Genomic DNA, 24,717 nt, shown 5'->3' with positions numbered 1-24,717 from the left:
AATAAGCAAGCTATTTACTTAGTTTATGATAAGTCTAAAGCTTTAAAGATCTTAAAATATGAAATTAATGATAAAACCTATTTTCAAATATTTACTGATCTTTTGTGATTTAAAGATTATAAAAATCTAAAAGAACAATTAGAACAAATTGAAAATAAAATTTTTGAAAAAAGAAATAATAAGTTTAATGAAGCTTTAAAAGAATATATTGAAGATTTAAATGAAGATTCTAATGATCAATTAAGTGAAAAATTAGAAAATATTTGAGAAGAATTCTTAGATAAAATAGATGAAATCTTTGAAGAACTATCACCAGACATTTATTCTATAAGAGAAATTAAAACATATAAACAATCAATAATTAAAACCAACAACTTATTTATTAAAAATTTTAAAAATAAAACTGAATCAATTAATAAATGAAAAAAAGAACAAGTAGAAAATATTGAACACTTTTTTAAAAAAAATTCTAATACTATTATGGTTAATGAAGAAGTTAAAAAAACTTTAAAGGAATTTGTTGAACAAATTAGTCAAAAATTAGAGAAGATAGATTTTGCAAATATTAATAGAAATACTGATGATAAAGACAAGGTTAGAAAAGAATTTTTAAAAAAATATAAAAGTAAAAATGATGATATTTCATTTTATGAACTTCATGCAAAACGTCAATATAATGATATTTTAATAGAAGTTTTAGATGAAATTAATAATATAAAAAGAAGTCAAGAAAATAATAATAGCAATATAGATTTAAAAGTAATTAGATATAGCATGAGAAATATTTATGAAAAAAAATAATAAAAAAGTACTTACTTATATTTCAATACTTTTTGCAATTATTCCTTTTGTTGTTCTACCTTTTTTTACTTATAACAAATAAAACTAAACAAAATAATTATATTTTTAAACCCGTAGATGGTTTTAATATAAATATTAGTGTTGATGATATTAAAATTAGTCAAACTAAAGAAATGATAGATGTGTTACTAGCTAATACATTTAAAAATAATATTGCTAAATTAGATAATTTTTTTAAATCACAAACTCAAAAATCACAAATTCAAATATTATTTAAAAAGATTAAAGAATTATCAGAAGCATATAAAAAAAATCAAGACTCAATTCACCTTCAAAGACTATTTGACTTTTATTCAGAAAACTGATTATTTTTATTAAGTAATATTTCTAAGTTTGAATACAAACCTTTAGATTTTTGAAAATTAAAACAAGAAAATAAACATAATCAAAGCTTTTTAAACAAAACTAAAAAAGAAAATTTACCAAAGAAAACCTTTATTTTTAAAGATAATTATTTTAACAAATATTTCCTTGGTGAAGAATCAAAACACGGAAATAGCAATGTTTATTATTTGAGAAAAGATAAATTAATATTTAGATTATTAATTTCAAAAAATGATCAAAAAGTGGTTATAGATAAAATTATTTTATTTAATCAATCAGAACATAATATTATAAGTTTAGAAGTAATTTCAAACATACTGAATGCTGTTATTCATAAAGATGAAATACATTCAATGTTTGAAAAAGAAATAGTTGATGAGTATAATTTGCCACTACTTGGAATATTTCTTTTAGGAGAGCAAAATGAAAAAGTGTAAAAAATACATTTACATATTTATATCATTAATTACAGTTTTACTAACTAGTTTAGTTACTTATTTTTTGTTTTCTAGTAAAAAAGAAAGTGTAAACAAAATCGAATTAAAACTAGAAGATAAAAAAGCTAAGTGAGATTTATTTTTAAATTATGATTATGTAGATATGTTATTAAATTTAGTTTATAAAGATCAAAAAGAAAAACAAGATTATATTGAACAACAAAAATCTATTAGCACGAATAAAGCTTTGACTGAATTGAAAGATTATTTGTCTTATGCAAATGGTGTTGTAGCGAACTATAGTTATGATGATCTGTTTGATAAAAATAATGAACCTATACTAAGAAAAGAAAATAGTAAAAACTAGATGATTTTTTTTAAAAATAATTGATTATGAACACTTTTTAATATAGATAAATTTGAATATGTACTATTTGATATTTCAGATCAATTTATTAATCAAAGAGATCAAGCTTCAATTAATTCTCAAAAAGATAGTTTAAATTACAATGCATTTAAGAAGATAAAATCTAATCATATGCAACAAGTGGTTTTAGAACAAAAAGATGAAGATAATCATAAAATGTATTTGCTTTCAACTGATTGAAATATTTTAACTATAGATATTAATAAAAAAGAGGAAAAATTTATAGTAGAAATTAATACTTATATTCATATTCACCCAGATTTTTATAAAAACTTATTTGATCCATTTTTACATTTTGACTTAAAGAAATATGTTAAAGGAGAAATATTACATTTAAAAAGTGCAAAAGATCAAACTCATACTAAATATAATGAACAGTTTGGGGGTAAACCTTTAAGACTAGTTATGATAAATATTGATAATGAAATTGAAAAATTATAAGTATTATAAAAAAACAGCCCATCTAAATTTGAGCTGTTTTTTCTGTGTTTTTATAGAGTTGTCTTGTTAATAATAAAATTACTAACAATATTGTGTGAATATACAACCTACCATTATATAATAGCACAATTTTAGAATTTATTCAATATTGCATTTACAGTTGATATTATTAATAATAATTAGGTTTTCTAGTCATAAAAAAAGCAAATAGTTACCTATTTGCTTTTTTTGATATTAAAAATTGTCTTATTCGTCTAGAATTGTCTAAAATTTTAAATAGATTAAGTAGAGAATATAATTAAAAATAAAAAACTTGAAAAATTAAGAATAAATAAAAATCTATTTTGCAGATGTGTTATTAAAATATAAATAAACACGCATGAAAAATGATTAAGTTTATATTTATTATTTCTTATAATTAAAATTTCATCAAATAGATTATTCTATTTGAAGTTGTTCAAAACATAATGAATTACTGACAAAAGTTAAGAAAGGATTAAATAAATTCATATGTTGCTAATAAAATTAGCAATTGAACAGATATAAATAATAAATTTCAAGCATAACTATTAAATTTCAAACAATTCTACACAGCTGTTTTAATAATAAAGGCTTAATGAGCAGTAAGCCTAAATTATTGCATTGTCATTCGAACAAATTATCAAAAAAACTTATCGTCTAGAACATTTATACAAGCATAACATATCTTGTTTTTTTTGAGTGTAAATTTTTTTCAAAATTTACATTATTACAATACCAAATAAAACTATTTATGACAAGATAAATTTTATAAAATATTTAAATTATTCTTTATTTTCTTTTTTAGTGTTATCATCAATGTTTTTTTCTTCTTTAATATATTCTTTTCAAGTACCGTCAGGTTGTTCATATTCTCTGTAACCACATTTAGTTATAGTAAAGTTTGAACATCCCCTACCTCTATTAAATCTTGATTTAATATACACTAAATTAGCACCACATCTAGGACAAATTGCTTCAGTTTTAGCTTCACCAATTTCTTTTTTAACTTTAAAATTTAAAGCATTATAAATATTTTTTAATCAATTAACATAGTCAAAATCACCTCTTGTAATTTCATCTAGTTTTTCTTCCATTTCAGCAGTGTAATTTAAGTTAAAAAAGTCTAAATAATGATCATATAAATATTCATTGGCTGAATATCCTTTATTTGTAACAACAATTGGTTTTGATTTAGGATATTCAACATACTCACGATCTTTTAACTTAGTTAAAATTGGGTTATAAGTAGATGGTCTACCAATACCTAAATTTTTTAGCTCTTTAATTAAACTAGCTTGATTAAACATTTTAGGTGGATTAGTTTTAGCACTTTCAATTTTAATAAATTTTTTAGAAATACTGATTTCAAAATCATCATTAAATTGATATTCTGGTTTATCATTTTTAGATTGAACAATTTCTTCACCATCATCAGTTAGCTCAATATTTTCATCACTTGATGAGTGTTTAATTGCTTGATAACCTAAATCTTTAACTTCTTGTCATGATTGTTTAAATTCATAACCGTTATTATTAAAAGTTCATCTATGATTAAATCCAGACGGACCTTTCATTAGAGATTTAATTGAGTTTCATCAAATTAAGTTATAAACTCTTTTTAATAAATTATCTTCAATTTCTAAACTAGCTTTTTCAGGAGTTAGTCAAATGTTTGTTGGTCTAATTGATTCGTGAGCTTCTTGACTATTTTGATCTTTTTTACCAACAATTGGATCTTTAAATAAATCAGAAGAATAATTTTTTGAAATATAATCTTTTACTTCACCTATAAATTGAGAAGAATATTTAACTGAATCTGTACGTATATAAGTAATATAACCCAATTCATATAGTTTTTGAGCTGTTAAAGTTATTTGACTAGTACTTAATTTTAATTTAGTAAATCCATCTTGTAATAAACCAGCTGTTGAATAAGGTTTAAAACTTCTTGTTTCATAAGCAGTTGATTTATAATCAGTACATCTATAAATTTCACCTAATTCATCAACAATTGCTTTTGCTTGATTTTCATCAATATAATATGTTTTTTCAGTATTAACTAAAACATTATTTTTGTCTTTATTTAAGTTTAAATTAATAGCTCTTTTTGATTCGATTACAAAAATCTTTTTATAAAGCACTTCTTTAAAGTTTTTAATTAAAGTATCTCTTGTTGTTAGAATATTTAAAGCGGGGGTTTGTACTCTTCCAGCACTCATTAATCCAGTAGATTTTTGAAGTGATTTAGAAACTAAATAACCAATAATTTTATCTAGAATTTGTCTTGAAATTTGTGCATTTACTAAGTTCATATCAATATCTCTTAAATTATTAAATGCATTAGTTATTGCTTCACTAGTAATTTCATTAAATGTAATTCTTTTAATATTAGTATGATCTTTAAATAAATTAGCTAAATGATAAGCAATAGCTTCTCCTTCTCTATCTGGGTCTGAAGCTAAAATAATTAGATCAGCAGTTTTGCCCTCTTTTTTAATTTGACTAATTATTTTTTTTCTAGAACTTTCAATGACAAAATTAGTTTGCATAGTTTCTAAATCAATACCAAGTCCTCAAGTTCCTTTATCAGCAATACTATTAATATGGCCACCACTAGCTAAAACAACAAATTCATTTTCTGGAAAATTTTCTTCTAAATAATGTTTTATTTTTTCTATTTTTGATGGTGACTCTAATAATACTAAAACTTTCATTTTTTCTCCTTATTCAACTTATTTAGATAACTCAAAAATTATATATTATCTATAAGAAATTAGACAAAGTAATTAAATTTTTTATTTTTTTATATTATTTAAATTTTAGTGGTTTTTATTTGTATTTGAATAAATCTTTAGTTATTAATAAAAGTTATAATTAATTTATTAATAATAATTTAGGATTTAGATTATGAATATTATTGAAAAGATTAAGCAAAATAAAATTAATTTATCTCCACAAGAATTAAAAGTGTGTGACTATATTCTAACTAATATTTCTGACTATCATAACTTTTCTGTAAAATCAATTTGTAAAAAATTAAATGTTCAACCTTCAGTGATTACTAAAACATTAGTTAAACTTGAAATTGGTGGTTTAAAGCAATTAATTTCTTATCTAGAAAATAATTCTAATTTTTTTAAAGATGAAACAAAGTCATCCTTTGATAATATCATAGATGAATTTGAAAATAGATTAGAAGATTCGTTAAAACAATTAAAAATTAATTTAGATATTAATTATTTAAAAGAAGTTGTTTGTAAACTTTTATCTAGTAAGAAAATTATTTTATTTTGTACTGGGAAGACTAAAATTTTAGCTAATTTTTTATTTTTTCAATTATTAGAATTAAATTTATCAGTTGAATTATTTTCTAATTTGTTTGATTCAAGAGCTTATAATGTTGAACAAGCTGCTATTGTTGTTATTTCAACTTCTGGAAATAATAGCAAAATTAATCGCTATTTAAACTTTATTAATAAAAGAAATGCTAATGTAATTATTGCTATTACTTCTTCACCACTGTTAAAAACTGATATAAAAGTTGATTATCATATTCATGATAGTGAAAATAACTTTTTTATAAATGATAATAGATCTAATCCAATGATTGAAAAATATAAAATTCAATATATTTTAGATTTAATCTTTTTACTAATTATTAACCAAATAGATTTAAATAATTTAAAATTTCAAGAAAAAGTAAAAACAACTAATTTAGTTTAGCTGTTTACATTAAAAAAGGATAATATTATCCTTTTTTACTAATTATTTTCTATTCTGAATAATTTATCATTTTCAGATAACTCAATAATTATATTAGCAGAATCTAATATTTTCTGTGGAATTTTATCTTTTAGTATTGGAACAATCAGTTGAATGTTATTTTTGTTAACTAAATCAGGTAATTTAAGTAATTGATTATTATGCATTAATTCTTTTTTATCTGTTAGTAAAAATCTAGGACATTTAATATTTTTTTGATCAGCATAAATAATATAAGAAATGTCAAAACAAACAATCTCACCTTGTTTTTTACCTGAACTATTACTTGTTTGGTTCATTTGAAATTCATAAAAATCAATGTTTTGTTTTTTATCTTTCTTTTTATCAAATTCTAAAACAAAACCATCATTATAAAAGTTAGATGTTACTTTATAAAAAATATCATTAAATTGTTTTATTTGACTATCTATTTGATTCTTGATTTCATCAGAATAAAAAGTTTTTTCAAATTCTTCAACTTTTTGTCGAACTTGATTTAGTTTATTTTCAATTTCTAACACTTGTTCAAGTTGCTGTTCTTTTCTGCCTTTTAGTTCTGATTCTTTTGAGATTGTATTAACAATTGATTCTATTGTTTTAAAAGATTCTTGTTTATGAACAATAATAGACAAATCTTCTTCTTTTTTTAATAACTTATTTAGTTTTTCTTTTTCACGTATTATTTGCTCATGTAAGCTAGGTAATTGTTGAGTAATGAATTTGATTTTCTCATCAGTCATACTATTATGAAAATTTAGTAACTGTTCAAATTCAATTTGCATATTATCATTAAATCTTTTTTGCTCTTGATAAATTTCTTTTAGTTCATCAAGATTTACGTTAAATTTCTGATTTTCTAGTTCTTTTTTAGATTCTAAGATTAAATTTTGTCTAAGTTCTAAATTACTGATTTTTGAACTAAGTTGATTTATTTTAAATTTAATTTGATTAAATTCATCTAGTTTCTTTTCAAAATTTTCATCTACACCAAGTAGTTTTTTTCTAGTTTTTAATTCTGAAATATGATTATCAAGTACATTAATAGTGTCTTTAATATTCTTAATGGTTTGTGTATTTAATAACTTAGATTCACTTCTTTTAAGATCGCTTAGTGATTTTAAAAGACTTTCCTTTTTATCAAAACCTTTTAAATCAAAACCAAATAAGAATAAATTTAAAGATTCATTAACAGTCTTATTAGCAAGTTTAATAGTGTTAAGTGTATTATTAATACTTTCTTCTTTATATCTCATATTACGTGAGATAAGTTGTAAAAAACTTAGATTATAATAACATTCTCTTTGAAAAAATAATCAAAATAATTTATTTTTTAATTCAAATTCACTTATTTGAGTATTATTGAACTTTAAAATAGCCTCGCTCTTTTTTAAAAAATTTCTCTCAATAACAATATCTTTTTCATTACTTTTAAAATCATTAGTTAATGTTAGTGTTATTAAAATCTTATTATCTATTAGAAAATTTTGTACTAAGGTATCTACTTTTTTTCTGTTTTCTTGATCTTTATAGATTTGTTCTGCCTTACCACCTAAACAGTAGTTGATTAATTTTAAAATAGTTGTTTTTCCTACATTATTACCAGTTGTTTTATCATCTTTTAAAGGAGTATTATCAACTATTAAATTAACACCTTTTGTAAAATTCAACTCTCTTATTAATTTTGTTGGAGTTGAAATTTTTAATTGTTTAATGAACATAATCTTACACAACCTTTATTATCCATTTTTATACATTCTATTATAAATAACCAATCTAAACATAATGTGTATAATGCCAAAGAAATCACATTTTCTTGATTGATATTAATAAACAATTCCATCATATGTATTTTGCTATGCTTTTTTAATTCCTTTAACACTATGTAAGCATTATAATAAACACTTGTCTTAGGATGGATATTTTTAGGTAATAACATTTTTATTCTCCTGGTTTTTTATATATTTTACATTTCATAAAAGCATCTACAACAATAACAGATAAAGAACTACGAATATTTTCTACACTAATATTTTTTATATCTAAATTAGAACTATTTTTTACAATATTTTCTAAATTCCAAATTATTTCTCAAAATATTTTTATTGGATCATCGTATTTACTTAACAATTCATAATATGTTCTACTTATTTGACTTATAACATTTTTACTAATATTTTTCCCTTGTTTTTCAAACTCTTCATAAACTTTAATTACTTTAGATATAGAACTAGCATTATTATAAATATAATTTCTGATTGAAAATAGATTATTATATACAATTTTTTCTTCTATGTTAAAAACTTTATTATTATTGTCTTCATATTGGTTATCCATTTTAGTTGACAAAATGTTAATAATTGTAGCAATATCAGATGAAAGAGTTTTAAAGTTAATTATATCTAGAGTTTCTTGGTTAAGATAGGTTAATAATTTTTCTAGTTTAATAATGTCTACTTCATATAAATGTTGTATTAAAAAAGAAACATCTCAAATATCTTTTTTTGGTTCAAAAAGTAATGTATTTGGTATTTGAAATTTTAATTTTTTAACATTTTTAATTTCTTGGTTAGAAATGCACAAAAATTTAAAATTATAGTTTTGATATTCATTTATATTTATTTTAGATAATGAATTTTGGATCTTATTTTTACTACAGGTTGCTGAAACTTGAATTAGTATCTTATTTTTCTTATCTATTAAATCAAAACCTGGATTATTAAAAATTACTGAGTTGTAATTAGATAATTCTAAATTAAAGATTGTATTTATAACATCAGTATATATTCTTTCTGCATTTAGATTTTCATCAGTTTTACCGATTTTTGATAAATTGGTAATATATGTTTGATATGTAGATAATCTTAATGCAATTCTTTCAATTAAAGAATTTTTACTTTCGCTCATAAATAAACCTCTTTTATTGATAATGATTAGACATAATGTTAAATTTACATAAAAAATTTTATTATATTAGCATGTTTATTTCATTATATTTTTAAATTAAAAATTGCGTTTCTCTAAGTTTAATTATCTAATGTTTTTACTATTTATTCTAGTATCACTTAAATTACCAATTATTTTTTTATCTTTTAGTTTTGAAATATCTCTTTGAATTGCTAATTTTGTTGTATTTAAAATTGACATTAATTCATTATGATAAATATCAGATTGTTTAGTTAATAATTCTAAAATCAATTTAGTTCTTTATTTAAAAATTATTATATTAAACTTTTTTGTATATTATCATTTTTAAAATCGAATTTTTATTTTATAAAATGACTTTTATAAAACTAGGTTCTAAAAAAACTCAGGTTGTTTTTTAAAACCTTTATAGTCATCAAAAATTCTTCTTATTTCTAAGGCATAATTTTTTATAAACTTAAGCTTATATAAAACATTACATATAGAAAAATTTCTTTTATATGATTAACTATTTTTAGTTGTTTGTGAAGTTAAATTATAATGAAATGATCCTTGTGAATAAATTTGAACTTTTATTTTTTCAGCGGATAAATAATATACTATAACAAAAACAATTTAATATAACTTCTTTTAAAAATGATTTAGGATAATTTTTAATTTTAATCCTTTTAGCCTGACTTGTAGTAATAGTTTTTGCTTCACTTTTTAGGGTTTTTAAAAATTTTAAATTTTTAATCCAAAATGGTTAGAGACTATTATTTTTTTACATATTTTGTAAAAAATATAAAAATAATAATTTGTCATTTTTTATCACTATTATTTATCAAAAATAAGATATAAGTAAGGAGGAAAAAATAATATGGATTTTAAATCAAAATTTTCAAAAGACAGTATGAAATCTTGATTATCTTCATTTAGAGCTGGTTTAGAACAATTTGGTCGTGCTATTTTAGTTCCTGTTACTGTAATTCCTTTACTAGCTTTAATTGGCGCTATTGGATATACTGGACAAGCAATTCTAGCACAAGTTTATCCTAAAGGAATAGCAAAACCGCCAGTTGGATTAGCACTAGCTATTGATGCTATTAAAGATCTAGGGATGATAGCTATTACAAATATTGACTTTTTAGTTGCTATTGGATTAGCTGCTGGATTAGCAAAATCAGAAAAAGTTTCAGCAGCTTTATCTGGATTAATGGCATATGCTGCTATGCATTTAGCAACTGCTTTAATTTTAAAAATTGTTTATGGTGATCCTTCAAAAACAGAAATTGTCTTTGAAGGTGTTAAAAAAACTGTTAAAGATGTTTTTGGTTTAAAAATACGTTTTGGAGTATTGTCATTTCAATATAGCGCATTTGGTGGTATGTTAGCTGGACTATTAGGTTATACTATTCACAAATACACTTACAAATTAAAATTCCCTGAAGTACTTTCATTTTTTGGAGGACCTAAATTTTCTCCAGTTGCATCAACTTTGGCTGGTTGAGTTTTTGGTCTAGGTTTAGGTTATATTTGAGTTTATATTAATAAAGGTTTATATGCTAGTGGAGAAGGATTAAGAAAATTAGATGCATTTTCACCATTCTTATATGCTTCAGCTGAACGTGCCTTGCTTCCATTTGGAATTCATCACGTATTAAACTTCTTTGTATATTACACTCCAATTGGAGCTAGATGAGTTGGACCAGATGGTAAAGCTATTGAAGGAGCTATTAATGTTGCTTTAGCAAAATTAGCAGCCGGTGAACAAATTTCAGCTAAAAATGATACTTGAGTTGTCAATGGTACTTATGTAACTAAAATTTTTAGCTTAACTGGTGCTACTTTAGCGATGTTTTTTGTAATTCCAAAAGCTAATAGAAAAGTTTATGGTTCAGCTATTATTTCAGCTTGTGCAGTTTCTATGCTATCTGGAGTTACTGAACCTATTGAATTTACATTCTTATTTGTTGCTCCTGTTTTATATCTAATTCACATTTTCTTATCAGGATTCCAAAACATGATTATGTATTTATTTAACTTTGGATCTGTAACAACTAGAGGTAGTGGAATTATTACTTGATTAATTGTTAACCCTGCTAACTTTAGATTAATTCAAAATGTTTGAGGAACTTGAGTTGTTGGACCTATTATGGGTGGAATTTATTTTGCTGTATTCTACTTTATGATTAAAAAGTTTGATTACAAAACTCCAGGACGTCAAGAAGGTGGGTTAACTCACTTAGTAAGTAAAAAAGAATTTAAAGAATTACAAAAAGAAAAAAGAGAAATTGAAAAATTAGAAGCAGAATCAGATAAAAAAGAATCTAATAAAAAAGATGAAATCAATGATGAGTTTATCAATAATATTATCAAAGGTTGTGGTGGAGCTGAAAATATTAAAATCATGGCAAATTGTGTAACTAGATTAAGAGTTACAATGCATGATATTAGTAAGTTTGATAAATCAATTGTTGATAAAACTAAACCTTATGGATATAAAGAAATTGGAAACCAAGTTCAAATTATTTATGGACCTAAGGTAACTAATATAGCTACTTTAGTTAGAGAGAAATTAGGGGTTGAGTCTTAATTAAGAATCTAAATAATATACAAAATTCTTAGCAATACTTGATTAGAAAATAATAAAAAATAATGGAGAATATCAAATTGGAGAATAACTTAAAAACAAAAAACCAGTCTAAATGAAAATATTTATTTATAAACATTAGATCAAATTTAGAGACTTTTGGGCGTGCTATTTTAGTTCCTGTTACTGTAATTCCTTTATTAGCTTTGATTGGTGCTATTGGATATACTGGACAAGCGATTTTAGCACAAGTTTATCCTAAAGGTGGTTCTAAACCACCAGTTGAATTAGAACTAGCTATTAATGCTATTAAAGATCTGGGGATGATTGCAATTACAAATATCGACTTTTTAGTTGCAATTGGATTAGCTGCTGGATTAGCAAAATCAGAAAAAGTTTCAGCTGCCTTATCTGGATTAATGGCATATGCTGCTATGCATTTAGCAACAGCTTTAATTTTAAAAATCATTTATGGTGATCCTTCAAAAACAGAAATTGTCTTTGAAGGTGTTAAAAAGACTGTTAAAGATGTTTTTGGTTTAAAAATACGTTTTGGAGTATTGTCATTTCAATATAGTGCATTTGGTGGTATGTTAGCTGGACTATTAGGTTATACAATTCATAAATATACATATAAATTAAAATTTCCTGAAGTACTTTCATTTTTTGGAGGACCTAAATTCTCTCCAGTTGCATCAACTTTGGCTGGTTGAGTATTTGGTTTAGGGTTAGGTTATGTTTGAATTTATATAAGTAAAGGTTTAACTTATAGTGGTAATAGTTTACAAAAGCTAGGTGCATTTTCTCCATTCTTATACTATTCACTTAATCGTGCTTTAATTCCATTCGGTCTGCATCAAGTTTTAAATTTCTTTATTTATTACACACAAGTTGGTGCGCAATGAATTGATCCTAATGGTAATCAAATTACTGGTATTTTAAATGTTTCTTTAGCTAAACTAGCATTTCAACAAAAAATAACAGCTCAAGATACTTGAGCAACAAATGGTGTATTTGTTAATAATATGTTTAGTTTAACTGGTGCTGCGCTTGCAATGTTTTTTGTAATACCAAAAGCTAATAGAAAAATATATGGATCTTCAATTATTTCAGCAGCAATAGTTTCATTTTTATCTGGAGTTACTGAACCTATTGAATTTACATTCTTATTTATAGCTCCACTATTATATGTATTTCACGCTTTATTTGCAGGATTACAAAATATGTTAATGTATTTATTTAACTTTGGATCTGTAACAACTAGAGGTAGTGGAATTATTACTTGATTAATAGTAAATCCAATTAACTATAAATTAATTTCTAATGTATGAGGTACATTAGTTCTAGGACCAATAGTAGGAGTAATTTATTTTGTTGTATTTTACTTTATGATTAAAAAATTCAACTATAAAACTCCAGGTCGTGAAGAAAATGGATTAACTCACTTAGTAAGTAAAAAAGAATATAAAGAATTACAAAAAGAAAAAAAGAAATTGAAAAACTAGAAGCTGAATCTAAAAAATATGAAATCAATGATGAGTTTATCAATAACATTATTAAAGGTTGTGGTGGAGCTGAAAATATTAAAATCATGGCAAACTGTGTAACTAGGTTAAGAGTGACAATGCATGATATTAGTAAATTTGATAAATCAATTGTTGATAAAACTAAACCTTATGGATATAAAGAGATTTCAAACCAAGTTCAAATTATTTATGTACCTAAAGTAACTAATATAGCTACTTTAGTTAGAGAAAAATTAGGAGTTGAGTCTTAATGCCTTGTGAAAATATTATTGACAAAATTTATTTAGGTGATCAATTTTCAAAAAGATTAGTTAATCCTGATAAAGAATTAAAAATTAGTAATGTTTTTTACAATATTCTAAAAAAAGATACAAGTAAAATATTGTATAAAACTAAAAATTTTGTTTTAACTAAAAATAAACTTGCAATTAATTTATTAGATTCTCATGATGTTAGAGACTTTAGTGATGATTTATTTATCCCTGCAATTAAGTTTTTAATAGAAAATCCAAATGATAAGAGTTTATATACTCATTGTCAGTTAGGTATTAGTAGAAGTGCTTCAACAATATTTATGTTTTTAGTAATTAAAGGAGTTATTGATAATAATCTAAATTTTGAACAAGCATTAGAAAAGTATGTAAAAGATATTTATCCTTTTATGAAAGTAAATTTAGGAGTTTATACTTATTTAAAAAATAATTACCCATTTTACAACATCAAATCTAAGTTAAATACAGATTGAAAGGATCTTAAATAATGATTTATATTGACTTTGATTGAAATATAGTAAATATTTGAGATGAAGATAAACTAATTAAATCTGAAAAAGCTTTAATATTAAGAGATCTTTTAACTAAAAACATTATTGCAATTGGTAATAATACTGATGAAGAGATGAGAAAACCTAAAAACTTTTTATCAATTAATTGTACAGAAAATAGAAAAATTGGATCATTTCAAGATCTTGAGATCAGAATTAAAAAACTACTTGAAGATAACAATATTAAAGAATATAAATTAGTAAATAGATATAGTGAATACATACCTAATTTAAATACAATTAGTGAAATTAAGTTTTTAAAAAAAATTAGTAAAGATTATGATTATTATGTTGAATTTAGAAATGATGAAACTATAGTTTTTAATAATCTAACTAATGAAATTAAAAGCATAAAAAAAGGAAGAGCATATTTACAACATTATATCCAAAGTATTTTTTATTTAAGCTATGATGCTACTTTAAATACTAAAAAGAGCTGAGATTTAATTAAGTTGATTAACCAAAAACAAAATATTAATACTGTTGTATGTAGATCTTTAGCAACTGGAACTGATGTTGATATTCAAATTCTAAATAAAGAATTTTTAACTAATGTTTTTCAACAAATTAATGTTGAAGTTAATAGTTTATTAGATTTAACTAAAAAAATTAAATACGACCAAAAATATATGGAGAATTTTAACTGTGTTAGGTAAATATATACCCTTAATAGTTAGTATAATATTAGGATTAATTTTATTAATAATTGGAATAATTATTTATTTTGTAACTAAAAAGAAAAAAGAACAAAATTTACAAATTTATAAAAGCAAAAGTTCATTTGTTTCTATAATAGCAACAGCTTTTATAGTAGCTGGTGTTTTAGTGATTTTGTTTGGAGTAATTAGTCCTTTATTAAATAATCTGCATAGTTAAAGTTAGGCCCAATTCTTTTTTAGAGTTGGGCTTTTATTTTATAGAAAGGAAAAAAGAAGATAAATTTTAAATCAAAATTCACTAGTATTATAGCTAGTTTAGAAAATTTTGGATGAGCAATTTTAGTACCAGTAACAGTAATTCCTATTTTAGCTTTAATTGCAAGTATTGGATATTCTGGGCAAGCAATTTTAACTTCAATCTATAAAAATGCAAAACCTCCAACTGAAGTTAGTATTATAGTTAATGCTATTAAAGATCTAGGGATGATAGCTATTTCAAATATTGACTTTTTAGTTGATATTGGATTAGCTGCTGGATTAGCAAAATTAGAAAAAGTTTCAGCAGCTTTATCTGGGTTAATGGCATATGCTGCTATACATTTAGCAACTAATTTAATATTAAAAATTGTTAATCCAGCTATGTTAGAAGAACCTAATTTATATGGATTAAAAATACGTTTTGGAGTGATGTCATTTCAATATAGTGCGTTTGGTGGAATGATTGCTGGAATTATTGGTTATTTAGTTCATAAACATACTTATAAACTAAAATTTCCTGAAGTACTTTCATTTTTTGGTGGATCTAAATTTTCTCCAGTTGCATCAACTTTAGCTGGTTGAGTTTTTGGTTTAGGTTTAGGATTTATTTTAACTTATATAAATACAGGGTTAAAAGAAATTGGTAATGTTTGATCAAAACTAAATGCATTTGCTCCGTTTTTATATGGAACAACTAATAGAGCTTTAAATCCCTTTGGATTACATCATGTTGTAAATTACTTTTTACTATACAGAAGTTGGAACTAGTTGAACTGATAAGGATGGGGAATTAGTTACAGGTATTTATGCTGTAGCTATTGCTAAACTTGGTGAAAATATTAAATTAACTGCTCAAGATACTTGAATTATTAATGGTACTTTTCCAACTAATATTTTTAGTTTAACAGGTGCTGCTTTAGCTATGTATTTTGCAATACCTAAAGAAAATAGAAAAATTTATGGTACTGGAATTATTTCAGCTTTATTACCTTCGGCTTTATCTGGAGCTACTGAATCTATTGAATTTACATTTTTATTTACCGATCCTTTATTATTTGTTATTCATATTTTTTATACTGGATTTACTTATATGTTTATGTATTTATGTGATTTTGCACAAGTTTCAACTAGAGGTAGTGGAATTATTACATGAGCAATTGTTAATTTAATTAATGCTAGAAATATTCAAGGATTTTGAGGATTATTTGTAATTGGTCCTTTAATGATGGGAATTTATTTTGTTACATTTTATTTTATGATTATTAAATTAAATTTTAAAACTCCAGGAAGAGATAAAAATACTGCAAAACCAATTAGTAAAAAAGAATATAAACAAGCAAAACAATTAGAAAAACAAAAACTAGAAACAAAACAAAAAGATATTAAAGAAGATGAATTTGATAATGAATTCATTAACAACATTATTATTGGTTGTGGTGGAGCTGAAAATATTAAAATCATGGCAAATTGTGTAACTAGATTAAGAGTGACAATGCATGATATTAGTAAGTTTGATAAATCAATTGTTGATAAAACTAAACCTTATGGATATAAAGAAATTTCAAATCAAGTACAAATTATTTATGGTCCAAAAGTTACAACTATAGCCACTTTAGTTAAAGAAAAACTAGGTATTGAAGGGTAGATAATTTTTAAAAGGCTAGATAAAAACAGAAATTTGTGGTATACTTATTATTGTACAAATATATGAAAGATGCTAATATGAAGAAATTATTAACAATTTTGGGTTCAACTTCTTTATTAGTTTTACCTACATTTTCTGTTTTAAGTTGTACAAATTCATACTGAACTAAAGCAGAAGAATATACTCCCGATTTCTTTTACGGTCAAGAAGTAAAGTACTTACAAAAAGCTATGTATAATAATGATGAATGTGTGCAAATTGGGTTTTTTGAAAATAGTGATGGAAAAATCCAAATTGTTCCATTCAAACCAACTACAACAAAAGTACCATCAACTTTACCTAGCCAAATTACTAGTTTAAAAGAAGCATTTAAAGGATTAAAAACTTCTTCAGTTGATGGAATTGAAAAGTGAGATACATCAAAAATAACTGATATGACTAGTGTTTTTGATACAACTGATGAATTTAATCAAGATATTTCAAAATGAAATACTTCAGAAGTTACAAATATGAGTTTTATGTTTACAAGAGCTAAAAAGTTTGACCAAAACTTAAATGATTGAAAGACTAATAAAGTAACTTCAATGATTAACACTTTTCAAAATGCGAAAGAATTTAATGGAAATATTGGAAATTGAAAAACTGATAGTGTAACAAGTATGAAAAATATGTTTACTCAAGCAGTATTATTTAATCAAAATATTTCAAATTGAAACACTTCTAAAGTAATTGATATGGCTTATATGTTTGAGGGTGCTGAAAAGTTTAATCAAGATATTTCAAAATGAAATATACAAGCTGTTGAAAACTTTAATGGAATGCTAAGACGAGCTAAAGAATTTGATCAAGATTTAAGCAAATGAAAATTTAAAAAGGAAATTGAATCTAATAAGAAATATGAATTTGCTAAAGATACAAAAATAGAAAAAGAAGAAAACAAAAAACTTCCAACTTGAAAACAAATTGTATCTAAATAGCTAATTTAAATTAGCTATATTAATAACAAAGAGTGATTATAAGAGCCACTCTTTTTTTATTTGTATATTAGTAAAAAGTTAAAATAATGTAAATACTATTAGCTGTTACACATAAAAAAACTCATATAGTTAATTATTGGAAAATAAGTTATTTTTTCATTATTTTTTATCTTATTTTGTCAAAAAACTATTGATTTTAAATAAATTCAACACTTTTGTATAGTTAATTTTGTTAGAAAAATTAATTAACAGTAATTTAATAATAGAAAAAGAAGTATTTGAAAATACTTCTTTTTAAATAAAAATAAAATATTAAAAAAACCCAGTTTTAATTGGCTAAAAAACTGGGTTTACCATTACATTAACTCCTTTAGAATTAAATCAATTTTTATTTCATCAGAAGCAATTTTATAATAACATATATTAAAAAAGTTACAAGTATTTTTTTAAAAAAAGAAAAAATATTAAAATTTATGATAATTTTTCAATGTTTTTAAATAAGCTACTAATCCCAGATTTAGTAATTTCATAGCCCATTTTTTGCATTTCTTCAACTAGCTCATTGTATGAATAATCTGGAAAATTTAAACGTAAATTAGCTAAAACTTGCGCTTTTTTACTTAATAAATGAAATTGATTAGTTTGTTTTAAATAATTAATAATTTCAATTTGTTTTTTACCAGTAATTAATGTTTTAGTTTGATTAGAAATATCAAAATTATTTACTCTATTTATACTATTATAAACATCTCTAGAAATACGTTCATTTTCAAATTGCATTACTGAATTAGAAGCATCAATTAATTTTAAAAAATCTGAAACCATAATAGATTTTTTAATATAACAAATATATCTATTAATAGTTCTTTCTAATAATTTAAATTTAAACCCTAAATCATTAGTTAATTCAATAAAATATATCGCATCAATTTTAGTTTTAAATTGTAAATCTAAATGATAATTACTAGTTTTTGGAGAATTAACAGAACCAATAGCAGTAAAAATTCCAGCAATATAAGCTCTTAGAATAGAAGTTTTATCTTTAATTTCTTTTTTAACTTTAAAAACATAAATCTTTTGATTATTTTGATCATAAATACGTAATTTTTGTAAAAACTTATTAATATTACCAATTAGAGTTAAAACAAAATTTTTATTCTTTTTTAATACTTGAGATTGAATAATAGAAATTTCAACTTGACCATCAAAAAGTTGTCTACAAAAACTTAATAAAGTTCTTGCTATTTTATTACTAATTGTTGAAAATCTAATTTTAGAAGTATTATTTGAAAAGATTATGTCAGAGCTATATCTAATAAAACCTGAAAGATATGCCAGTTTTTGTTCTTCATTAAAACTATGCATTACAATTTCTTCTTTTACTTCTAAGGCAAATGACATAATATCACCTTCTAATTTATTTTTCTAATTTTAAAATATTCAACTTCGTATAATCAACCTGGTTTTCTAAAAACAGATGGTAAAAGATGTTGGCTTAAAATCATACCAATCAATCCCACTATAGCTGATAATCCAATAACAAATAATGAAAAATTCTTATAGTGCATAATAAATAAATGATCATTTGGGCGTTGGGCTTCTAAAGCATATCTAACAATGTTTCATACTAAAAAGTAAGAAAACATTTGCACTCCAGCTTTTGTAATTGGATAATTATTTTTATTATTTAATTTATTTAGAACATAATTTTTAATTAGTTTTTTTTCTAAATAATCTTTTGAATCTATATTATTAGTTAAATTTATATAAGTTTGTGATGCATTATCATAAATATTTTCATTCAAAGCTTTTTTTCAAGCATCTTTGCTGCTTAATTTAGTTTCAGTTGACTTTAATCAAGGATTAAAGAATTGATAAAAACTAAATTTATGATTAATTTTATAAACATTATTATTTTTATCAATTGGTTTAACAAATAATTTTCAAACATTTGGAATAATAAACATAATTACAAATCAACCTAATAATAAAGCAATTGATTCATAGAAAAAAATTGGTGATAATAAAACAACATTTCCATTTTCTAAAGAAATATTATTAATAATTTGATTTTCTCCTGAATAAATAGACAAACAATTTTTTAAAATAAAATCAGGTAAAAATAAAGGTCTTGAATGAGTTTGTAAATAAGTTGAAAAAATTTGATCAATAGCTTTATCAGAATGAGATGGAATACTGTTTGCAATTTTTGCAACTGGAGTTCCTAAAACTTCATGATTAAAGAAGTTTCCTCATCTTCCAATAGCTTGTCCTAATAAAATATTTGGAATAATACAATCAGCATAAACTAATAATGAAACTTTAGTTTTTCTACCAATTATATAAAAAATTAATAGTCCAACTATACTTCCAACATAAACTCCACCATGAATTGCCATCCCACCTTCTCAAAATGCAAATAGTCCTCAAAAAGTTGAACCATTAGCATGTCTTCCGATTCCATCAGCATTTAATTTACCAAAAAAAGAAGCTCCAAATAGTGAGCATGGAATAATAAAAATTACTCCAATTGCTAATTCACTTACAGATAAATCTTTTTTATTGAAGTTATATAGACTAAAACCAATAGCAACAATCATTCCAAGTGTCATTGTTAAAGCATAAACTCTAATTCCACCAGTTCCATTAGATTTTGTTAAATAAACATCTTTAACATTTCCATATTCTAAAACAGTATCAAAACCTCTATTTTGTACTCAATCGATTCTAAAATATTTAGATGATAAAACTATTAGACTAATTATTAGAGCTGATAAAATTATTCATAAACTAGTATAAATTATTACTCTTTTATCAACTTTTAATTTTAATTTTGACTTCATTTTACCTCCTATTTTATTTCTTGAACATATTCAACTGCCATTTGTCCAGCAATAGCACCATCTCCACATGCAATAGCAATTTGACGTAACGGAACATCTCTAACATCACCAGCAACAAACAATCCTTTAATTTCTGTTTGCATTCTATCATTTGTTGGAATATAACCTTTTTCATTTTCAATACATAAATGTTTTACTGAATCAATTAAAGGAGTTGAACCAATATATGGAAAAATCGCACTAACTTCTAATTTTTTTTCTCCATTTGGAGTAGTTATTGTAAGTGATTCAACTTTTTCAGTTCCATGAATTTCTTTTACTTGTGATTTTAATAAGAATTCAACATTTGGTTGAGCTTTTAATTTAGCAACTTTATTAGCATCAGCTCTAAAAACATCTCTTCTAACAATCAAATAAACTTTATCTACTAACTGAGATAAATACATAGCTTCTTGAACTGCTGAATAACCCCCACCAACTACTGCAACTGGTTTGTTTTTATAAAAAGCTCCATCACAAACTGCACAATAACTAACACCTTTACCATACAATTCATCTTCGCCTTTAATTCCTAATTTATTTTCTTGAGTTCCTGTTGCTAAAATCACTGAATAAGCTTTTTTGATTTCACCATTTGTTAAACTTATTTCAAAAATATCATCAGCATTTTTAAATATACTATCTACTCCAACAAACTCAACACTTGCATTTAAACTTAAAGCTTGAAGATACATTTTAGAAGCTAAATCTGGTCCTTGAATTGTTTCAAAGCCAGGGTAGTTTTCAATTAAATCGGTTTTAATTAATTTTCCACCTGGAGCAGATTGTTCATAAATAACAGTTTTTAATCCAGCTCTTGCAGTATAAATCGCACTAGTTAAACCAGCAGGACCACTACCAACTATAATAACATCATAAATTTCATTAGTAAGATTTTTCATACAACCATCCTATCTGTCTTCACTTATATGGAGAAATAAATTGCGTTAATAATATTATAAAGATTCCACTTATTAAAATTACACTTAAAATTATAAAATTAATTGCTTTATGATTTTGAATAAATAATTCATGATTTTGCCTAAAAGTTTCTAAAATAATTCTAATAATTAAATATCCTAAAATATAACAACCAGTTAAAACACCACTTCTAATTACTTTAAATTGGTTTGGATTATTTATTTTTTCAATTTCTTTACTAAAAACATTTATATTAAAAAATAAATTTCAAAATCCATATTTTTGATAATAATTATTTTTATTAATCATTAATAGTTCTTTATTTTTTTTAATTTCTTCACTTTTTAGATTAATGATTTTTTGATATTCTAAAGAATTTTTATTTAAATTATCTAATTTAAATTTATATTTTTTATTAATTAAATCTAATTGATGCTTACAATTAGATTTTGTGTTTTTAAAGTTTAATCTATCTTTTTGTTTAACTTTGATATACTCTTCAATTTTAGTTTCTAACTGACTAATTTTTTTATGATCAGGTTCATAATAATAAAATGCTTTATTTCATGCTTGATAAAATGAAAGTTTTAAAACAACATTTTGTTTATTATCTATATTAACTATTACTTTTTTATACTTAATTGGAACAATGCTATTAAAGTTAATAATTTGTTCTTCATTTAAATATTTATATTGTTTATTAAATCAACCAGGATAAGCTTTAGGACATAATTCTCAAGGCTGAGGGTGATTAATTCATCTAGTTAAATTATTAATAACAAACATAATAATTAATCATAAAAATAAATTAGCTATTGATTCATATAAAAATAAAGGTTGATGATAAGTGATTTTTTGATTTAAAACATCTTTAATTGTTTGATTGTTATGATTAACAAAATTTTGTACTTCAGATCAAGTATTAGAATTAAAATCTCATCAATTATAATGATTAACTAATAGATCTGTTGGATTATTTAAATGGTGAAACTCAACAAAATTAGGAAAATAAAATAAGTTATTTTTAATAGATTCAGGTAATCAGTACAAACTATTATAATCAACTACTTGTCCTAAAATTTCATGATTATAAAAATTACCTCATCTTCCAATTACTTGTCCTAATAAAATATTTGGAATAATACAATCAGCATAAACTCATAAAGAAATCATTGTAGTTTTTGAACGTTTTAAAAATCAAGCAATACCTGCTAAAATTCCAAATAATAAAGACCCAAACAAAGACATTCCTGGTTCTCAGAAAAAAAAGATTCTATATCAAGTATTTGAATATTGATAAAAAGGTAGAAAAACTTTTCCAAAAATAGTAGCACCTAATATTCCAAATGGAACAATAATAAAAATAGAAATTTCAAATTCTTTTAAAGGTATAGCTTTTAATTTTAAACAAATAATACTAGCTATAATTACACTTGAAATTCCTAAAAACATAAAAATTGGATAAGCTGGAATTAATTGAAAAAATGATCTAGCTAAAGATGGATCTCCGTGTTTTTCTATTCACTCAAAATAAGTAGTTGACATTTTATTCTTTCTATTTTTTAGAACTTAAAAATTCTTTTGTTCTTTTATGAATTACATCAAAAACATTTTCAAATTGTTTTGATTTATTAATTTTAAATTGAGCAACAGCTGATTCAATAATATTAACTAAACTTCTTCCAGCACTAACTGGAATTTGAATATGCTCTATTTCAACACCAAGAATTTTAAATTTACTTCAATCATTTCCTAATCTGTCACTATTATCAATGTTTTGTTCTTTATATTCAACTAGTTCAACAACTAATTCAACAGGACTTTCATTCATAATTACTTGATACCCATTTGATTTAACAATATCAAAAATTCCAATTCCTCTAATTTCAATTAAGTTTTTTAAAATTGGATGTACTCTTCCAATAATTTTATTTGACTTATTAGTTAGAATGATGCGGTCATCACCAATAAATAAATGATTATGTTTAATTAAATCTAAACATAATTCTGATTTTCCTATTCCAGATTTACCTTTAATTAAAACCCCAGTTCCAAATATATTCATTAAAGCAGCATGTTCTTCAGCAGTTGGTGAAAAATAAATATCATAAATATCTTGAACCTTTTGAACTAATTGTATTGTAATTGGATAATCGCTTCTTAATAAAGGAAAATTTAGTCTTTTTGCAACTTTAATTAAAGTTTTATCTTTAAATTTATTAGTAATTATTAAAACAGGAATTCCACATTTCATTAATTGAGTATATTTTTTAATTTTAGTTTCTTCATCAAATTGCAACATATATCCACTTTCTTTAGTAGACATTAAAGTTGCTCGTCATTCGCTTTGGTCTTTAAAAGGTTTAAAATAGTCAGCTAATTCTAAACCAGCTCTATTAATTCCATAACTTTTAATTTCTGTATCTAGTTTATCTTGTCCTGAAATAATTTCAAATTTTAAATTATCAGTAAGATCTTTTATGGTGAATTTTTCCATACAACTCCTTTGAGCGCTACTATAATTTTACTATATTAATTTTTAAACATAAAAAAAGCGCTAATAAGCACTTTTTGTATTAGAATATTACAGCATCATTTCTTAAAATTCATTGTTTATTTTTTGAGTTTAAATCTTTTTTTACTAGAATATAAATTACTCTAATAGAAGTATAAGTTAATAGTGGATATAATACTAATTCTATTGGATAAACTATAAATTTAGTTAGACTATAAGCAATAGCCAAACTAGGTCCTCCAACTGTTGCAAAACTAATTGGATGGACTACAAAGATTACTAAAAATAATCCTATTGCATATGATCAAACCATTAGTCATACTCAATGTTTATTATTTTTAAAAACAAAGACTATTGAACCTAAAAATCCTAACATTGATTTTGCAAAAACAAATCCAATATGTCATTGAGCAGCACCAACAATCATAGTTCCAATTAGATCTGTTGCAATTCCTGCTAAAATTCCAGCAAGTGGTCCAAAAACCATCCCAATTAAAAAGTTAACAAAATAACCTAAAGTAATTCTTGTACCTAAAATTTGTAAAAAGTTTCTATTAACTACATATGATAAAATAACACTTAATGCTACTAAAGTACCTATTATAGTAATATTTTTAATTGTAAAAGTTTTTAATTTAAAACCTTCTATTCATAACCCTAAAACTCACATGCTAATTAGTAAAAGACCAAATATAGCAGTAGTTATTCAATAAACTGAAAGACTGTTAAATTCCATTTTAACAC

General features: G+C 23.4%; 19 protein-coding genes and 3 pseudogenes. 11 read left to right on the top strand and 11 right to left on the bottom strand.

Features of this window, described 5'->3' with window-relative positions:
• The first annotated feature begins 102 nt into the window (after window positions 1-102).
• The 3 genes and pseudogenes from MSB_RS05300 to MSB_RS04060 all read left to right on the top strand — a co-directional run bounded on the left by MSB_RS05300 (window position 103) and on the right by MSB_RS04060 (window position 2,490).
• Window positions 103-801, top strand: a complete 699-nt coding sequence (locus MSB_RS05300) for a hypothetical protein (RefSeq protein WP_013448071.1) — start codon at window positions 103-105, stop codon at window positions 799-801.
• Between the two features lie 50 nt (window positions 802-851).
• Window positions 852-1,622, top strand: a complete 771-nt coding sequence (locus MSB_RS04065; protein ID WP_014584533.1) for an aromatic motif membrane protein — start codon at window positions 852-854, stop codon at window positions 1,620-1,622.
• Window positions 1,609-2,490, top strand: a pseudogene (locus tag MSB_RS04060) (aromatic motif membrane protein). The gene MSB_RS04065 and the pseudogene MSB_RS04060 overlap by 14 nt, the downstream one beginning before the upstream one ends.
• A gap of 803 nt (window positions 2,491-3,293) precedes the next feature.
• On the opposite strand, the gene MSB_RS04055 reads toward MSB_RS04060, so the two are convergent.
• The gene (locus tag MSB_RS04055; protein WP_013448067.1) at window positions 3,294-5,225 is read right to left on the bottom strand and encodes a type IA DNA topoisomerase; all 1,932 of its coding nucleotides are present in this window, start codon (window positions 5,223-5,225) and stop codon (window positions 3,294-3,296) included.
• A gap of 193 nt (window positions 5,226-5,418) precedes the next feature.
• Here MSB_RS04055 and MSB_RS04050 point away from each other — a divergent pair, with 193 nt between their 5' ends.
• On the top strand, window positions 5,419-6,234 hold the full coding sequence (locus tag MSB_RS04050; protein WP_013448066.1) for a MurR/RpiR family transcriptional regulator: 816 nt from the start codon (window positions 5,419-5,421) through the stop codon (window positions 6,232-6,234).
• Window positions 6,235-6,272: 38 nt separating this feature from the next.
• Here the strand turns inward: MSB_RS04050 and MSB_RS04045 are convergent, their stop codons facing one another.
• From MSB_RS04045 to MSB_RS04030, 4 genes are all read right to left on the bottom strand, one after another.
• Window positions 6,273-7,991 (bottom strand): DUF2326 domain-containing protein, encoded by a 1,719-nt coding sequence (locus MSB_RS04045; RefSeq protein WP_013448065.1) that lies wholly within the window; start codon window positions 7,989-7,991, stop codon window positions 6,273-6,275.
• Window positions 7,973-8,209, bottom strand: coding sequence for an ABC-three component system middle component 6 (locus MSB_RS05445; protein WP_041159750.1), 237 nt, complete (start codon window positions 8,207-8,209; stop codon window positions 7,973-7,975). The genes MSB_RS04045 and MSB_RS05445 overlap by 19 nt, the downstream gene beginning before the upstream one ends.
• A 2-nt stretch (window positions 8,210-8,211) precedes the next feature.
• The gene (locus tag MSB_RS04035; RefSeq protein WP_013448064.1) at window positions 8,212-9,177 is read right to left on the bottom strand and encodes an ABC-three component system protein; all 966 of its coding nucleotides are present in this window, start codon (window positions 9,175-9,177) and stop codon (window positions 8,212-8,214) included.
• Between the two features lie 123 nt (window positions 9,178-9,300).
• Window positions 9,301-9,468, bottom strand: a complete 168-nt coding sequence (locus tag MSB_RS04030; protein ID WP_013448063.1) for a helix-turn-helix domain-containing protein — start codon at window positions 9,466-9,468, stop codon at window positions 9,301-9,303.
• 586 nt (window positions 9,469-10,054) lie between these two features.
• Here MSB_RS04030 and MSB_RS04025 point away from each other — a divergent pair.
• The 7 genes and pseudogenes from MSB_RS04025 (at window position 10,055) to MSB_RS03990 (ending at window position 17,655) form a co-directional block, all read left to right on the top strand.
• A complete protein-coding gene (locus MSB_RS04025) occupies window positions 10,055-11,770 on the top strand; it encodes a PTS transporter subunit EIIC (RefSeq protein WP_013448062.1) in 1,716 nt (571 codons plus the stop codon).
• Window positions 11,771-11,832: 62 nt separating this feature from the next.
• Window positions 11,833-13,544: pseudogene (locus MSB_RS05075) on the top strand (PTS transporter subunit EIIC).
• A complete protein-coding gene (locus tag MSB_RS04015) occupies window positions 13,544-14,053 on the top strand; it encodes a protein-tyrosine phosphatase family protein (RefSeq protein WP_013448059.1) in 510 nt (169 codons plus the stop codon). Before MSB_RS05075 ends, MSB_RS04015 begins: the two are co-directional and overlap by 1 nt.
• Window positions 14,053-14,772 (top strand): hypothetical protein, encoded by a 720-nt coding sequence (locus MSB_RS04010; RefSeq protein WP_013448058.1) that lies wholly within the window; start codon window positions 14,053-14,055, stop codon window positions 14,770-14,772. Before MSB_RS04015 ends, MSB_RS04010 begins: the two co-directional genes overlap by 1 nt.
• A complete protein-coding gene (locus tag MSB_RS04005; RefSeq protein ID WP_013448057.1) occupies window positions 14,762-14,992 on the top strand; it encodes a hypothetical protein in 231 nt (76 codons plus the stop codon). Before MSB_RS04010 ends, MSB_RS04005 begins: the two co-directional genes overlap by 11 nt.
• A gap of 59 nt (window positions 14,993-15,051) precedes the next feature.
• Window positions 15,052-16,678 (top strand): annotated as a pseudogene (locus MSB_RS05295) (PTS transporter subunit EIIC).
• 77 nt (window positions 16,679-16,755) lie between these two features.
• Window positions 16,756-17,655 (top strand): BspA family leucine-rich repeat surface protein, encoded by a 900-nt coding sequence (locus MSB_RS03990; RefSeq protein ID WP_238523223.1) that lies wholly within the window; start codon window positions 16,756-16,758, stop codon window positions 17,653-17,655.
• A 471-nt stretch (window positions 17,656-18,126) separates the two neighbouring features.
• On the opposite strand, the gene whiA is transcribed toward MSB_RS03990, so the two are convergent.
• The 6 genes from whiA to MSB_RS03960 all read right to left on the bottom strand — a co-directional run bounded on the left by whiA (window position 18,127) and on the right by MSB_RS03960 (window position 24,709).
• Window positions 18,127-19,056, bottom strand: coding sequence for a DNA-binding protein WhiA (gene whiA, locus MSB_RS03985; RefSeq protein ID WP_013448053.1), 930 nt, complete (start codon window positions 19,054-19,056; stop codon window positions 18,127-18,129).
• 11 nt (window positions 19,057-19,067) lie between these two features.
• Window positions 19,068-20,498 (bottom strand): prolipoprotein diacylglyceryl transferase, encoded by a 1,431-nt coding sequence (locus MSB_RS03980; protein WP_013448052.1) that lies wholly within the window; start codon window positions 20,496-20,498, stop codon window positions 19,068-19,070.
• Between the two features lie 8 nt (window positions 20,499-20,506).
• On the bottom strand, window positions 20,507-21,439 hold the full coding sequence (trxB, locus tag MSB_RS03975) for a thioredoxin-disulfide reductase (RefSeq protein WP_013448051.1): 933 nt from the start codon (window positions 21,437-21,439) through the stop codon (window positions 20,507-20,509).
• Entirely contained in the window at window positions 21,423-23,003 is a 1,581-nt protein-coding gene (locus tag MSB_RS03970; RefSeq protein WP_013448050.1) for a prolipoprotein diacylglyceryl transferase family protein, read from the bottom strand. Before MSB_RS03970 ends, trxB begins: the two co-directional genes overlap by 17 nt.
• A gap of 10 nt (window positions 23,004-23,013) precedes the next feature.
• A complete protein-coding gene (hprK, locus tag MSB_RS03965; RefSeq protein WP_013448049.1) occupies window positions 23,014-23,955 on the bottom strand; it encodes an HPr(Ser) kinase/phosphatase in 942 nt (313 codons plus the stop codon).
• A gap of 79 nt (window positions 23,956-24,034) precedes the next feature.
• Entirely contained in the window at window positions 24,035-24,709 is a 675-nt protein-coding gene (locus MSB_RS03960; protein WP_013448048.1) for a folate family ECF transporter S component, read from the bottom strand.
• Between the last annotated feature and the right edge of the window lie 8 nt (window positions 24,710-24,717).

It is taken from the genome of Mycoplasma leachii PG50, assembly GCF_000183365.1.
In the GTDB taxonomy this organism is placed as follows: domain Bacteria; phylum Bacillota_I; class Bacilli_A; order Mycoplasmatales; family Mycoplasmataceae; genus Mycoplasma; species Mycoplasma leachii.
The sequence above is the reverse complement of the archived record's forward strand: the minus strand, read 5'-3'. Positions and strand labels throughout refer to the sequence as shown.